Annotated in this window: 13 protein-coding genes; 10 read left to right on the plus strand and 3 right to left on the minus strand. The window is 59.1% G+C overall.

Annotated features, from left to right (window positions below; genetic code table 11):
* Nucleotides 1–27: 27 nt before the first annotated feature.
* Together AC3WJP_RS05310 and AC3WJP_RS05315 are read right to left on the minus strand one after the other, a co-directional pair.
* Complete coding sequence (locus AC3WJP_RS05310) at nt 28–2,433, minus strand: DUF3772 domain-containing protein (RefSeq protein ID WP_493720183.1); 2,406 nt, start codon at nt 2,431–2,433, stop codon at nt 28–30.
* 266 nt (nt 2,434–2,699) lie between these two features.
* A complete protein-coding gene (locus AC3WJP_RS05315) occupies nt 2,700–3,596 on the minus strand; it encodes a LysR family transcriptional regulator (protein ID WP_493720184.1) in 897 nt (298 codons plus the stop codon).
* A 371-nt stretch (nt 3,597–3,967) separates the two neighbouring features.
* Here AC3WJP_RS05315 and AC3WJP_RS05320 point away from each other — a divergent pair, with 371 nt between their 5' ends.
* From AC3WJP_RS05320 to AC3WJP_RS05365, 10 genes are all read left to right on the plus strand, one after another.
* Nucleotides 3,968–4,789, plus strand: a complete 822-nt coding sequence (locus AC3WJP_RS05320) for a cysteine hydrolase family protein (protein ID WP_493720185.1) — start codon at nt 3,968–3,970, stop codon at nt 4,787–4,789.
* Between the two features lie 10 nt (nt 4,790–4,799).
* Nucleotides 4,800–5,870, plus strand: a complete 1,071-nt coding sequence (locus AC3WJP_RS05325; protein WP_493720186.1) for an ABC transporter substrate-binding protein — start codon at nt 4,800–4,802, stop codon at nt 5,868–5,870.
* A gap of 20 nt (nt 5,871–5,890) precedes the next feature.
* The gene (locus AC3WJP_RS05330; protein ID WP_493720187.1) at nt 5,891–6,682 is read left to right on the plus strand and encodes an SDR family NAD(P)-dependent oxidoreductase; all 792 of its coding nucleotides are present in this window, start codon (nt 5,891–5,893) and stop codon (nt 6,680–6,682) included.
* 11 nt (nt 6,683–6,693) lie between these two features.
* Nucleotides 6,694–8,148 (plus strand): allantoinase AllB, encoded by a 1,455-nt coding sequence (gene allB, locus AC3WJP_RS05335; RefSeq protein WP_493720188.1) that lies wholly within the window; start codon nt 6,694–6,696, stop codon nt 8,146–8,148.
* 75 nt (nt 8,149–8,223) lie between these two features.
* A complete protein-coding gene (locus AC3WJP_RS05340) occupies nt 8,224–9,105 on the plus strand; it encodes an ABC transporter ATP-binding protein (protein WP_493720189.1) in 882 nt (293 codons plus the stop codon).
* A complete protein-coding gene (locus AC3WJP_RS05345) occupies nt 9,102–9,884 on the plus strand; it encodes an ABC transporter permease (protein ID WP_493720190.1) in 783 nt (260 codons plus the stop codon). Before AC3WJP_RS05340 ends, AC3WJP_RS05345 begins: the two co-directional genes overlap by 4 nt.
* Nucleotides 9,884–10,483: an LOG family protein gene (locus AC3WJP_RS05350; protein WP_493720191.1), complete on the plus strand. Its 600-nt coding sequence runs from the start codon at nt 9,884–9,886 to the stop codon at nt 10,481–10,483. Before AC3WJP_RS05345 ends, AC3WJP_RS05350 begins: the two co-directional genes overlap by 1 nt.
* A 23-nt stretch (nt 10,484–10,506) precedes the next feature.
* Nucleotides 10,507–10,932 (plus strand): DUF3830 family protein, encoded by a 426-nt coding sequence (locus tag AC3WJP_RS05355; protein WP_493720192.1) that lies wholly within the window; start codon nt 10,507–10,509, stop codon nt 10,930–10,932.
* 140 nt (nt 10,933–11,072) lie between these two features.
* The gene (locus tag AC3WJP_RS05360; RefSeq protein WP_493720193.1) at nt 11,073–12,365 is read left to right on the plus strand and encodes an OprD family outer membrane porin; all 1,293 of its coding nucleotides are present in this window, start codon (nt 11,073–11,075) and stop codon (nt 12,363–12,365) included.
* A 303-nt stretch (nt 12,366–12,668) separates the two neighbouring features.
* Nucleotides 12,669–13,190 (plus strand): GNAT family N-acetyltransferase, encoded by a 522-nt coding sequence (locus AC3WJP_RS05365; protein ID WP_493720194.1) that lies wholly within the window; start codon nt 12,669–12,671, stop codon nt 13,188–13,190.
* Between the two features lie 244 nt (nt 13,191–13,434).
* On the opposite strand, the gene AC3WJP_RS05370 is transcribed toward AC3WJP_RS05365, so the two are convergent.
* On the minus strand, nt 13,435–13,974 hold the full coding sequence (locus tag AC3WJP_RS05370; protein ID WP_493720195.1) for a hypothetical protein: 540 nt from the start codon (nt 13,972–13,974) through the stop codon (nt 13,435–13,437).
* Nucleotides 13,975–14,294 lie beyond the last annotated feature (320 nt).

The following is a 14,294-nucleotide window of genomic DNA, read 5'->3' on the forward strand; positions in this document are numbered from 1 at the left end:
TGGCCCGCCCCCCGCCGCGTAGTTTGCCTAGACGGTTGGGTCCGCTGCCTTGCTCGGATCCTCGCTGATCAGCAGCATGCTTTGCGGCGTCGACAGGGCCACGCCGACGTCGCGCAAGCGGCCCAGCACGGTGAACAGCAGGTCGCTGCGGGTGCCGCCGACCGAGCGGGGGCTGTTGACGTAGCCGCTCACGCTGATGATCAGCCCGGTGGTGGTCAGGTCCTTGAAGGAGACGGAAGGCGCCGGCGTCTCGAGCACCGCCTCGTGCTCGGTGAAGGCGCCCAGCAGCAACTCGCGAATCTGCATGACGTCGGTGTCCAGTGGCAGGGTCAGGGTGATGCCGACGACCCCCAGGGCGTTGCCCATGGTCACGTTGCGCACGTTCTGGGTGATGAACTGCGAGTTGGGCACGATCACCGTGGAGCGGTCCGACATCTGGATCTCGGTGGCGCGCACGTTGATCCGGCGAATGTCGCCCTCGACCCCGGCCAGGCTGACCCAGTCGCCGACCTTGACCGGCCGCTCGGTGAGCAGGATCAACCCGGAGATGAAGTTCTGCACGATGGCCTGCAGGCCGAAGCCGATCCCGACCGACAGCGCACTGACCACCCAGGTCAGGTTGGTCAGGCTGATATGCAGGGTCGACATCACCACGCCGGCCAGCAACACCATGCCCACGTAGCCCACCAGCGTCACCAGCGAGGCACGCATGCCGGCATCTAGGTTGGTTTCCGGCAGCAGGCTCTCGCCCAGCCACTCCTTGAGCACGCGCAGGCACAGCAGACCGGCGCCCAGCAGCACCAGGGCCAGGAGGATGTCGCCCGGGAGGATGTTGAGGTTGCCCAGCGGTTTGTCGCTGAGGCCGATCTGGGTCAAACCCTCGAGCAACTCGCCCGGGCTGGAGCCCGACGGCAGGAAGGCCAGCAGCAACGCGGTACCCAGCAGCAAGGTGCGCCCGATACCCGCCAGCAGGGTGCTGGCCTGGGCCTGGTGGCGCTCGGACAAACCGAGCACGGAGCCCAGTGCCAGGCCGTCCGGCAGCTTGGGCGACAGCAGGGTTTCACAGAGGTCGCCAAAGAAGGCGATCAGCAGATAGGCCGTGGCCGCCACCGCGCTCATCCACAGCAGCTTGACCGCCAGGAAGTACGCCAGCGTCAGGTAGCCCCCCAGCAGCGCCAGCAGGCTGAACCCCACCCACACAGCCGCGACGAAGGGCAGCAGCCCGGCGACGCCCGCCGGTCGCTCCAGCTTGTGGCGTCGGCGGGTGCGGCGATAACGCAGCAGGCCGAAGAGGTACACCAGCGCGATGGCCAATGCCGTCAGGCCGTTGACCGCCACCGTCAGCGCCAGGGTGCTGGCGATGACACTGTTGATTCGCTCCTGGGTGCCGATGATCAGCAGCGCCAGGGCCAGCACGGTGGGGAAGTAGCCCAGCGCGGCGGCGATCGGGTCAGGGATATGCGGCAAGCGCCACGACGGGTACGCGACCATCAACAGCGCGCGGCCCAGGCCGACGATGAAGGCGCAGAAGATCACCAGGGTCTGCAACTGGTCGAGCAGGTTGACCACATCGGCGCTCAGCACCGCATTGTCGGTGACGCCCCAGCGCAACAGTGAAGTGGCCGCGGCGATGGTGACGATGGTCGACAGGCCCACGGCCAGCGCCAGCGCACTGCGGCGCAGCCGTCCCTCGGGCAGCCAGCGGATCATCGCCCAGATCAGCAGCCGCTCGAGCAAGCGACGGCCCGCGCCCCACAGCACCAGGGCAGTAATCACCACCGTGGCGAAAAACACCCGCTTGCCGGGTGCCAGCGCGGCGGCGAACACACCTCTGACGTCATCCATCAGCCCCTTGATGCGCCCCAGATCATCATCGGTCGGACGGATCAGGCTGGACCAGAACGCCGAACTCAGCGGGCTGGCCGAGCGGGTGCTGATCTGCGAGTCGAACAGGCTGCGCCGCAGACTGACGATCTGGGTCGCCAGATCACGGGCCGACTGGCTGAGGGTGGTGGTCTGGCTCTGATCCTTGACCAGCGCGGTCTTCTTCGCGGTCAGGGTCTTGCGCTGGGTGCTGAAAGCAGGGGTTTCATCGGGCTGCACCGGGCCGAGGATCTTCAGCTGGTCGTCCAGATGCTCGAGCTGCGTGGCTTGCCGGGCTGACAGGTCATCGACTTGCTTCTGCACCTGCAGCGCACCTTGGCGCAGGGTCGACAGCAGGTCGTCATTGGCGCTGACCGTGACTTTCTGGCGGATCTGATCCAGCTGGTCGCTGAGCGCATCGAGGGTCGGCCCCTCGTCCTGGTCGGTGGCATCGCTGGCACTGGCGGCGGCACTGACCGACGGCGCGGGGCTGTCTGCCTGGGCAATGATGGGCAGGGTAATGCACAGCAACATCAAGGCGAACAGCCCGGATGATAAACGGTTGAACATGCTGATTCTCTCTTCGGCGTTGAACGCGATGGCAGGTATAGAGACCATCCGGTGGCACCCTGGGGCGCAAGGGTACAGCAAAGCGCAGGGGGCGTGCCTGCATCGCCTTTGCCTTTTGGGGATCAAGGTGTCTACGCCGCTACGTGGCCGTTTGTCGCCTGGTGATTAGCTTGAGGAGGGGGGTGTTGTTTCGATTTTCTCTGGTGGCTGCTTTTGGCGGACGCTCGCCACATAGTTACCCAGCCGGTCACCTGCTGCTCTTGAAACTACTCGCCGTTCGCAAACACTTGGGAAATGTATTCTGCAAACGCGTAGACGATAACGGGCAGTTGTCTGCCTCTTAAGCTGGCCAGTACGAGTCTGCCTTTCGGAAACCCACTATCTTCTATTTCACGACTGATCAGTTGCCCTCCATCGGTCATGACACCGATCGCGATCTGAAACGACAAGGCCTGTTCGTAATAAAGATAACCCCGCAGGAAATCGAAACTATTGCTCTCGATGGCAGGGCGCAATTTTAGCGAGCGGCGCACGAGGTAATCATTAAGTAACTGACGTCCTGCCATTTCGCCCGACGGGAGCACCAAGGGGTATTCCGCACAATCACGCAAGCGAATCTTGCCGGGTTTGACTGCCAGTGGATGGTCCTTGTGCATCATCACGCATAACTGCTGCTCATGCTCGGATATCGCTTGGATATCATTTTCGGGAGCAAGATTAAATACCAGAGCAAGTTCGGTTTCGAACGTGCGCAGCGCGTTGAGCGCTTGGCGGTGACCGCCCACTTGAACCTGAAAGTCGACCATTGGGTGGAGTGAGCGGAAATGGGCGATGTGTCTAGGCAAGAAAACCGAAGCCACGGCCTGGCTCACGACGATCTTCACCGTACCTCGGCGCAGCCCTTGGAGATCTTCGATTTTTGATCTGACCTGAGCGAGGTCCGCCGCGCGAGTACGGATGTAACCAACGAAAAGCTCACCCGCTGCAGTAAGGCGCATGCCGCGGGGAAGCCGCTCGAAAATCGGCGTACCGAGTTCATCTTCCAGGTCTTGTATCCGTCGATTTACCGCTGACGGAGCGACGTGAAGACGTTCGGCGGCCTGACGTATCGAGCCCACGCGAGCCACCTCATCCAGATAATGCAAAAAGCGCAGATGGTTCACAGTAGGGTCCACGAGGCCGACAGTTGATCGGCGAGCCTGTCACAGGAATTTAACTACAGTCAACTTGCCCGCATCGCAACCTGTGCCGGATCAAGCTCTGCGTCTTTGCGCGACATTTTCGCTCACCTACGCACCATCTCGGCGCAATGCTCAAACGCCGTGCGGCCGCAGCAGGAGCTTTAGTGAGCAAGGTTCCTGGCGCCTGTTGGAAATCCTTTTCCATTCAGCAGGCGTAGGCCAGGGAAGAGTAATCGGCAAAGACCCGGATTCGCTCGCACGCATTGGTAATGTTGCCGTTCCGGCAACGGGGATGCCGTGAAAAGGCAGCTATTTGGCGCGCCGGCTGGCATGTGCAGTGCTTTGTATCTGGCATGAACATCAAATCGATCGACCTCATCCCCACTCACATCGAAAGCTCTGCCGACGACGTGAAGTTCGGCCCGGCCGAACACAACGCATGGTCTGTGACTGATGAAGCGGTGAGTCTTGTCCGTCAGCCGCTGCTTCCTAGAACATTGAAGTTTGCGTGCACTCCGAAGGATCTGGAAATCGATCTCACGCGCAGCGCCGTTATCGTCGTGGACATGCAAAACGACTTTTGTCACAAGGAGGGCTGGTTTGCCCAGAAGGGCGTGAGCCTGCGCGCCACCCGCAAGCCGATCCCGATGCTGAAAAAACTGCTGCCAGTCTGGCGAGACGCGGGTGGTCAAGTCGTCTGGTTGAACTGGGGTATTCGTGCCGACCGGATGAACCTGAGCCCCACCATTCACTTCAAGGGCAAGCGCACGTCGGCCGGCGTCGGCTATGCCGAGCGTTCTGCAATTGATCGTGGCTTGTCAGTGGTTACCGGCGAGTGGGGCGCTCAGGTGATCGATGAACTCAGGGTCGAGCCCTCGGACCTGGCCGTGGACAAGCATCGACTTAGCGGATTCTGGGACAACGAACTGGACTCAGTCCTGCGCATGCGCGGCATCACCACCCTGCTTTTTGTCGGCATCAATACAGATCGCTGTGTGTTTTCCACGCTTCAGGACGCTGCGTTCCTGGGTTACGACTGCATCCTGCTCAAAGACGCTTGCAGCACGCCGTCACCCGCCTACGTCACCCGCTCCATCCTGTTCATTGTCGAGCAATTACACGGATTCGTCGCCACGGCGCAATCACTCATCACCGCACTCGGATCACCTCGTTAGGAGTCGTCTCATGGCAATTTTCTTTTCCGGGCCTCAGGTCCGGTGGGCTCTCTCGGCCCGAATTCGGGCGATAGGCACTTTCGTCAGCTTGGGCGCAGCGTTGCTAGCATCCTCTGGCACTGCGTGGGCCGACACGCCGATCAAGCTGGTCATGTCTTGGAAGTACGAAGGTCCGCAGGCGTTCTACTACATTGCCCAAGACAAGGGCTACTTCAAGGCAGAGGGGCTAGACGTCAGCATTGATCAGGGCGAAGGCTCTTCTGCGTCGATCCCGAAGGTCGCCGCTGGTGCCTATGACGCTGGCGTGGGTGATACCAGCGCCTTGATTCAGTTGGCCGCACAGGAGCCCGCTCAAGCACCCAAGGCCGTTTTCATGATGTACAACACACCGCCTTTCGTGATCGCAGTGAAAGCTGACAGCCCGATCAAAACGCCCAAAGATCTGGAGGGCAAGACGGTCGGTGCGCCAGCGGGCGATGGTGCCTTGAAACTGTTCCCCGCACTGGCCAAACAGACCGGGATAGATCTGTCCAAGGTCACGCTGACCAACATGGCGCCTAATCTGCGTGAGCAATTGCTGATGCGCGGGCAGGTTGATGCGGTGTTCGGCTATCTCACCACTATCAGCTTCAGCGCCAAATCCATGGGCATCGACCCGGCCAGCCAACTGCGTTTCATACGCTACGGCGATTACGGGATGGACCTGTACTCCAACACCATCTTTTTCTCGCAGCCGTTCATCAATGCGCACCCTGAAGCGGTTCGTGGATTCCTGGCCGCATTGGACAAGGCAATCAAAGACGTCGTTGCCGACCCGGAGGCGGGAGTCGACGCGGTCATGAAGCGTGAGCCGCTGCTCAAACGCGACGTCGAGCTGGCCAAGCTCAAAAGCGCAATGGCCGTCGACATGAGCCACCCGGAGATCGCCCGAATCGGCTTGGGTGACGTCGATGAAGAGCGTCTCAAGAAAAATATCGCTGTGGTCGTCGAGACGAATGCATTGCCTGTCACCCCTACACCTGACGCGGTGTTTGATCGCCGCTTCCTGCCTGCGCGCGGCACTCGTCTGTCGTCGCTTTAACACCTTTCGGGAGAACCGACATGAATCTTCAACTGAGTGGGAAAGTGGTTGTGATTACAGGCCCTGCCAAAGGCATGGGCCGTGCTGTGAGCCTGGCGTTTGCCGCCGAGGGTGCACACCTGGTGCTTGCCGGTCGCGATACCGCAGCAATTGAACCGGTGGCTGAAGAGGTCCGTGCACTGGGCGCCAAAGCACTGATCGTCAAATGTGACATGACCCAGGCTTCCCAGGCTCAAGCGCTGGCTGAGGTGGCGCTGGCGGAGTTCGGTCAGATTGATGTTTTGGTCAACGTGGCTGGTGGTTCGGGGCCGATTGGCAAGACCGGGTGGGAGACGAGCCAGGAAGAGTTTGACGAGATCGTTCAGCTCAATATGACCGGATCCTTCAACACCATGCGTGCTGTCGTGCCGGGGATGATCAAGCGTCGGAGCGGCAAGATCGTCAACGTCGGCGGCACTTTCGGTATGCGTGGCCGCGCTGGACGCATGGCCTATTCCGCATCGAAATGGGGTCTGCGCGGAATCACTAAAAGCTTTGCGCTTGAGGTGGGCGAATTTGGCATCAACGTCAATTGTGTAGCGCCCGGCATGGTTGATGGCCCCCGTTTCCGCGACAAGGTCTGCGCCAACATGGCCAACAAGCTAGGAATCAGTCCCGAAGAAGCGGCGACCCGACACGCCGCCGATTACGCCCTGAAACGCGTATCCCTGGACAGCGATATCGCCAACGCCTGCCTGTTCCTGGCAAGCGATGTATCCCGCCAAATCACAGGTGTCGATCTGCCGGTAGACGGCGGATGGGCACTGCTTTAAGGAGAATTGAAATGCAAACAGTTGACCTGGTTATTCGTGGTGCAAAAGTGGTGTCGGCCGATCAGATCATCGAGGCCTGTGTGGCCATTGATGGCGAGCTGATCGTGGCGGTCGGACATGAGAGTCAGATGCCTTCGGCCAAGGAGGTGCTCGACGCAGATGGTATGTACCTGCTGCCCGGCGCCATCGACAGCCATGTGCATTTCCGTGACCCCGGCTACCCGAACAAGGAAACCTGGAAAACCGGCTCTGCGGCAGCTGCTTGTGGCGGCGTAACCACCGTATTTGAGATGCCGAATACAAACCCACCTACTGCCACCATTGAAGCGCTGCGCCTCAAGCAGAAGGCGGCTGAGTCCTCTTACGTGGACTTCGGCATTCATGGCCTGCTGGGTGACGCTACCGTAGGTCATCTCGAAGAGCTGCTCGACGCTGGCGTAACCAGCTTCAAGGCATTTGTCGGAAACACGTTCGGCAACCTGCCGTCACCCACCGATGGAGCTTTGCTCGAAGGTTTCGAAAAGCTTGCACCACTAGGGATTCGCACCGTCGTGCACGCTGAGAACTCGTCAATTCTGGCCCGCCGGCAGAAACGCATGCAGGCCGAAGGACGCATCGATGCGCATGCTCACTTGGCGGCTCGCCCAGTGGTGGCCGAGATCGAAGCCATTGGCCGCGTGCTGACCCTTGCAGAGTGGACGGGCGCTCGGGTGCACATTGCCCACCATAGTGCGGCGGATTCGCTGTTCGTCATCCGTGATGCCAAGCGTCGGGGCGTCGACGTCACTGTCGAAACCTGTCCTCAGTACGTGCTGCTCAATACGGATCTCACCGATCACCTGGGCGGCATCCTGCGCCTCAATCCCCCGATTCGGGAAGCGCGGCATAACCAGCCGCTTTGGGACGCTTTGCTCGACGGCACCATCGACATGATTGCCACCGACCATGCACCCCACGCGCCGGACGAGAAAACGCGGCCAAATATCTGGGAGTGCGATTGCGGATTCCCGGGCGTGGAAACCCAGATGGCGTTAATGCTCACCGAGGTCAATCGCGAGCGGGCCAGCCTGATGGACTACGTGCGCTGGAGTTCGGTCGCCCCGGCCAAAGCCTGGGGGATCTACGGTCCCAAAGGCGTCATCGCGGTCGGTGCTCATGCCGACATCGCCATCGTTGACATGAACAAGACCGGGATTCTTTCGCAGAACCAGCTTCAAAGCATCAGCAAGATTTCGCCCTGGCACGGTCGCTCAGTGAAGGGCTACCCGATCCACACTCTATTGCGTGGACGTTTCGTCATGCGCGACGGCAAGCTGGTGACCGAGGCTGCTGGTTGGGGGCGTTCCGTCAAATCAGTTCAGACAATGCCCAAAGCCAAACCGCTGAACACTGAACACTACATCAGCGCCATTCTGAAGACCCCTGAAGGCGTACGCCCGACCGCAGAGCCCCTGCGCGAGGATTGAGAGCCAGTCAACGATGCCGCGTCCTTGCCTCGTGAGGAGAGGGCGCGCGATCAGACTTTTTTGCGGGGCATGAACATGAATCAAGAAACAAATGCTTTTGCGCCACGACCGCTGATCAAGCTTTCTGCCGTCAGTGTGCAGTACGGCGGCGGCACCATTGCGCTGGACAGAACAGACTTGCAGATTGAGCAGGGCGAATTCGTAGCGCTTGTGGGACCGAGCGGGTGCGGTAAGTCGACCATTCTAAAACTGGTAGCTGGGCTATTGGGTCCAACCAATGGAGGGGTAATCGTTGGCGGCCGGGAGGTGGGCGCTGTAGGTACCCAGCAGCGCAAGCTCGGCCTGGCGTTCCAGAACCCGACCATGCTGCCGTGGCTGAGCATTCGCGATAACGTGATGATGCCTCTGAAAATCGTAGAGCCTTATCGTCAGCAGTATCGAAGCAAACGAAAGACCGAATTTCGTGAGCGTGCTGATTCGTTGCTTGAGCAAGTCGGGTTGCGTGGTTTTGGGGACAAGCGCCCTTGGCAATTGTCGGGTGGCATGTTGCAGCGCGCATCGTTATGTCGAGCGCTGATTCACGAGCCGGACATTCTGTTGCTGGATGAGCCTTTCGGTGCTCTGGATCAGTTCACGCGCGAGGAGCTGTGGGACACCATGCAGGCACTGTGGATTGCCAAGCGACCCACTGTTCTGCTGGTCACTCACGACTTGCGTGAATCGGCGTACCTGGCCAGCCGAATCTGCGTCATGAGTTCCCGACCGGGTCGCATCATCCAGGATACCCAAGTGGATTTCGCCAGACCCAGAACACTGGAGTCGAGCTACGCCCCTGAGTTTGGCGCGTTGGTGCATCAGTTACGCATGCGAATCGCTCAGGCGCGTTGCGAAGGCGATACGAAGGGCAGGGACAATGTCGATACACCTGCTCGCGCCATTGAAGAGGTTACGCCATGAGCACTTCACTCTCGCGGTTTCGTCGCAATCTGTTGTCGTTTATTGCACTGGTGAGCTTCTTCCTGATCTGGGAGTTTGCCTGTCGCGCATTGCATGTTTCCGATTTGGTCCTGCCCAAGCCGAGCCAGATCATTGTTGTACTGATCGAGAAAATGCCGATTCTTTGGCCCCACACCTTACAAACGCTGATGACGACTCTGGTGGGGTTCTTTTTCGGCGTCGTTGCTGGTCTGTTGATAGGCATGCTGATTGGTTCCTCGCGGTTGGCCTACGACATTGCTTATCCATTATTGGTGGGTTTTTCCAGTATTCCGAAAGTGGCCGTCGTGCCGATCTTCGTGGTGTGGTTCGGATCAGGAACTGTACCTGCGATTCTGACCTCGATGGTTATCAGCATCTTTCCCGTCGTGGTTAACGTGGCTACCGGCCTGGCCTCAACTGAGCCAGAGCTTGAAGATGTCCTTCGGGTTCTGGGCGCCAAGAAACGCGACATTCTCTGGAATGTCGGCCTGCCCAGGACGCTGCCGTATCTCTTCGCCTCTCTGAAAATCGCTATCACGCTGGCCTTCGTCGGCACGGTGCTGTCCGAGACCGTCGCCTCTAACAAGGGCATCGGTAACGTGATGATGATTGCAAGCGGCAACTTTGATGTCGCCCTCGTGTTCGCGGGGTTGTTTATTCTTGCCGTTCTGGGCGTAGCTCTTTATGCGGTTTCATCACTACTGGAGAGCCGCATGACTGGCTGGACACAGCGAAAAACTCACTCGGACATGACCTGATGACAACTCCGCAAAACATCCGCAGCGTCGCCGTATTTTCCGGCTCAAACTTTGGCGGCTCACCGGAGTACGCCGAAGCAGCGCGTGCCTTGGGCAGCGAAATCGCCCGCAGGGGCCTGACACTTATCTATGGCGGCACCGCGAAAGGTTTGATGGGTGTGGTAGCTGATGCTGCCTTGGCGGGAGGGGGTGAGGTCGTCGGCATTATCAATCAGCGATTGTTTGACCGTGGCCATTTGCACCAAGGTCTGAGCCGACACGAAGTGGCTACAGATATGCGCAGTCGCAAGGCACGGATGGGTGAACTTGCCGACGCTTCCATCGCGCTCCCCGGAGGCCTTGGCACGCTTGAAGAACTGTTTGAGGTCGCCACCCTGACTCAATTGGGGGATCACCTCAAGGCTGTGGGCTGCTTGAACGTGCGCGGCTTTTATGAGCCGGTGTATCAGTTGCTGGATCACGCGGTCCAGGAAGGTTTCATGAAGGCTGAGCATCGCGACATGTTGGTACTCAATGCCGCCCCTGACGCTTTGCTGGATCAATTGCAGCAATGGAGCGCACCCACCGTCACCAAGTGGATTGGCCAACCTGGTTCTTGAACTTCAACCATCGGAGAAAATGCATGACCACCATCAAGATTTCGGCTGGCGGATACGATTTCCTCGCCGAGACCCACCCCGATGCCCCGCAGACGGTCGCGGCATTTCTGGGCTTGTTGCCTTACACGCAGAAGCTGATTCATGTGCGCTGGAGCGGTGAGGGCTGCTGGGTGCCGTTAGGCGAGTATCGACTCTTGCTAAATGAAGAGCCAATTGGTTTCGAGAACCACACCAGCCATCCCTCAGTCGGCGACGTTCTGTTCTACCCCGGCCCATATAGCGAGACCGAAATCATCATGGCCTACGGTGCGTGCAGTTTCTCCAGCAAATTGGGACAACTGGCCGCAAACCATTTCCTGACCATCACTCACGGCAAGGAAAACCTGCGTGCGCTGGGGGTTAAAACCCTATGGGAAGGCGCGCAGGAGGTGCGCTTCGAACTGGCATGAAACGCTTCGCTGGCTGACTCGCTTCTAACGTCCAGCCAGTGACGCCGGCCGCTACCGTTCGCTGTAGGGGCTCAAGCCCTCACTCATTTTCAACTCCCTGCATTTCGCGGGGTGGATAAACTCGTCCTGGAAAAAGCTCAATGACAACGACCAAGAGGCTTCAAAGACTGTCGGCGCTGACCCTGCTCACTGCATGCGGGGCCAGTGCTTATGGCGCAATGGCCAGCGCGGCTGACGCGACGCAAGCCGACTCACTTACTCAAATGTTCACCCAAGGCAAAGTCTCCGGTTACCTGCGTTCGCTCTATTTCTCCAGCAACAACGCTTTTTATGTACCCGGCAAGGATCAGGACACGCTGAGTTACGGCGGTGAGCTGGGGTTCAGGTCCGCGACGTTCGAAGGTTTCTCCTTCGGCCTCAGTGCACTGGCGCAACGCGGTATTGGTCACGACGATAACCCGGATAAAGTTGATTCCTACCTTGGCCCAAACGTCACCTCAATTGGGGAGGCCTACTTGCAGTGGCAGCGGGAAAAACTGCGCATCACCGTGGGCAATCAGCGGTTTAGTGCTCCGTTCACGGGCACTTACGACTTCCGTATGCTGCCGCAGATGTACCAAGGGGTCTCTGCCTACTATGGTGACTCGGCCAACTTCCTGACCGCTTTTCGCATGTATCGCTTCAAATCAGTGATCGACGATCACTACAGTCGCCATACCAGCTACAACCCGCCAATTGACACCTCTGCTACTGGCGCACGCGATGAGGACACTGATGGTTTTTGGGGGCTGGGCGGTGGGCGTACTTGGGCAATGAAACCTGTGAGTATTGACGCTCAGGCGTGGTACTTCAAATACATCGATTACGCCGACATGACGTACCTGCAAGCGCGTGCAATTCGTGCCGAAGGTGTGCTCAAACCTTTCGTCGCCGTTCAGTACATTCATCAGGAAGACGACGGCAAAGCCATCCTCGGCAATGTGGACAGCAACGTGTACGGCATGCAGTTGGGGGTGAAGGTCAACTTAGTGACTGCGAGCCTGGGGTATGACTACATCAAGCCCAACGCCAATTCCTATTTGAACGGCGCACCGGTCATGCCTTACGGGCACAAACTTTCTTCGGGTGATTTTTTTGCTCAGCCGTTGTTGACCAGCACCATGGATCTGGGCGCCGGGAATGCCTACGCCATCAACGTCAATGGCTCACCCACCCAGGGCGTTGTATTGGGTGCCCGCTACAGCTTCATGGACCTTAAAAGCTCGCCGTCTGCCGAGAGCCTGAATCAGTCCGAGTACCTTGTTTATGGCAGCTACGCGTTTGGCGGGGCATTGAAGGGCGTGAAAATTACGGATTTTCTGGCTGTACAAAAGTCGCCGATCAAAGACGCCACGTTTCTCCAGAACCGATTGGCAATCGAATACGCATTCTGACAGCCGCGCTGCTTAACGAGTCGACCAGGCGCAGCCGCAGCAGCACAGGAGTGCGCTACGGTTAATTGTCGAAAGGATAATGGGTGTCCGCTCCTGGCCGACACCTGCCGCTGAGCGGCAGCGGCAGAAGTCGGCTCGCCTGATTCCAGCACGCGCCACCCACGACCCAAGAGAGAAGGGCAACTCTCTGCTCGCCTGGCCGGTGATTTTTGCCCTGGGGGTTGTGCCCAATGCCGGTATCGCTATAGTCACGGCGGTACCCGCTACTCTCACACCCCTTCAATCGATCATCGTGGCCTACAGATGCAGCGTTTGACCTCCCGCCTCATATTGCGTCCGCCAACTCTCAACGACCTTGCGCGCTTGTTTGAAATCTACGGCGATCCTGCCACAAACCGATTCAACCCCGCTGGGCCTCTGACTGATATCCGCCAAGCCAGCGCCTTGCTTGAACGATGGCTGAGCCATTGGGCGAATAGGGGTTATGGCCAATGGGCGATCAGCACTCGTGCCGAACCCGGTCATGTCATTGGTTTTGGGGGCATTGATACGCGTGCCTATCTGGATGTAGACCGTATGAACCTGGGCTATCGCTTCGGCGTTGAGGCCTGGGGTCATGGTTACGCCACGGAACTCAGTCGGGCGGCGCTTGCTTATGGGTTTGAACAGCTGCTTGCGCCCGAAATATTCGCTGTAGTCAGGCCGGCCCACGCAGCTTCCATTAGCGTCTTGCGCAAGGTTGGCATGGTCCACACCGATGAATTGGACGATGTACCAGGAGCAGCGCCAAGCCTGGTGTTCACTGCCCAGCCCGGCAAAGGCTAATGGAATGGCTGTTGGTCTGCGGCTGCTTCTGGGCGATAGCCGACGGTGTCGCCACATGACCCAGAATCCGGCCGACACCGCCAACGCCGGTCGCACCCACCCGGTCCATCCCTATCCAGGGGTGTAGCGGGGAGGGCGATGTGGGTCAGGCTAGCTCCCATCACAGAGTCGAGTTGCAGGACGTCGGCAACGTTTACCATTGGATGGGCAGCGATTTCTTCACACCGTACGTGTGCAGGGTGCTTTAGCGCGAGGCCAACAGCTTCTTCACGGTGAGCGCCAGCGGCACGGTGAACACGAAGTGCGACATGAAACCACCGATTATTACGGCCGGGTCGTAGTAATCGGGGTGGTTGTCCGAGGCGATGGAAATGGCCACGTGCATGGCGATCCACGCGATGATGGCGTAGAACAAGGCGATGAACGTCGCCTCGTAGCCGCGCCGGCGAAAGTACGGCCACACCAGCGCAAACAGCACGCCCCACGCGATAGCGAATACGAAGTGAATGGCGGTGCCGAGAAAGTAAGCACCCATGCCTAGCGCTTCCTGTACATCCTTCCCGAACACCAGCCCCGTTGCGTTGCGCGGTATGCCCGCCAGCGGCATCAAATGCTGAACACCCACCCAGACCAGCGCCTCGTAGATCCAGATGCAGATCGCCCCCGTGATACCGCCAAGGGTGCCTGCTCGAATCAACGCCCGCAGTGTGTGCTCGTTCGAGCGCACCGGCGAATGGCTGCCGAGGTCGCTGGAGCTCATGCTGAAATCTGTTTCGCTGCTCATGTTTAAACCCTTCTTATTGTTGTTGAGATTCCCGCAGCGCTACCTGCGAATACGGGCCTTGGAACCGGCCGCCGTCCAGCGGCTGGCTGACTATAGGACGCGGGTATCGACGGGCCGCTGGGAAATGTTTAAGGAGGTATCGGTTTTGCTGATCGGCTGAACCGTATGTTCAACAGGTTTTGGATACCGATATTCGACATACCTGCTATGTACCTGACGCCCTAAGGCCTGGTGCGTACCTCTTGCATACTTGCTCCCAGCCTGTCGCTTAATGCGGCGGCGTTCCAGATTCCAAAAACAACAGCGCTACAGCGCGATGG

This window comes from Pseudomonas sp. GW821-FHT01A09 (genome assembly GCF_058986725.1).

Bases quoted from the DNA above. Each gene is read 5' to 3' on its own strand.
- AC3WJP_RS05310 (WP_493720183.1), bottom strand. From the start codon at position 2,433: ATGTTCAACCGTTTATCATCCGGGCTGTTCGCCTTGATGTTGCTGTGC.
- AC3WJP_RS05320 (WP_493720185.1), top strand. From the start codon at position 3,968: ATGAACATCAAATCGATCGACCTCATCCCCACTCACATCGAAAGCTCT.
- AC3WJP_RS05325 (WP_493720186.1), top strand. From the start codon at position 4,800: ATGGCAATTTTCTTTTCCGGGCCTCAGGTCCGGTGGGCTCTCTCGGCC.
- AC3WJP_RS05330 (WP_493720187.1), top strand. From the start codon at position 5,891: ATGAATCTTCAACTGAGTGGGAAAGTGGTTGTGATTACAGGCCCTGCC.
- allB (WP_493720188.1), top strand. From the start codon at position 6,694: ATGCAAACAGTTGACCTGGTTATTCGTGGTGCAAAAGTGGTGTCGGCC.
- AC3WJP_RS05340 (WP_493720189.1), top strand. From the start codon at position 8,224: ATGAATCAAGAAACAAATGCTTTTGCGCCACGACCGCTGATCAAGCTT.
- AC3WJP_RS05345 (WP_493720190.1), top strand. From the start codon at position 9,102: ATGAGCACTTCACTCTCGCGGTTTCGTCGCAATCTGTTGTCGTTTATT.
- AC3WJP_RS05350 (WP_493720191.1), top strand. From the start codon at position 9,884: ATGACAACTCCGCAAAACATCCGCAGCGTCGCCGTATTTTCCGGCTCA.
- AC3WJP_RS05355 (WP_493720192.1), top strand. From the start codon at position 10,507: ATGACCACCATCAAGATTTCGGCTGGCGGATACGATTTCCTCGCCGAG.
- AC3WJP_RS05360 (WP_493720193.1), top strand. From the start codon at position 11,073: ATGACAACGACCAAGAGGCTTCAAAGACTGTCGGCGCTGACCCTGCTC.
- AC3WJP_RS05365 (WP_493720194.1), top strand. From the start codon at position 12,669: ATGCAGCGTTTGACCTCCCGCCTCATATTGCGTCCGCCAACTCTCAAC.
- AC3WJP_RS05370 (WP_493720195.1), bottom strand. From the start codon at position 13,974: ATGAGCAGCGAAACAGATTTCAGCATGAGCTCCAGCGACCTCGGCAGC.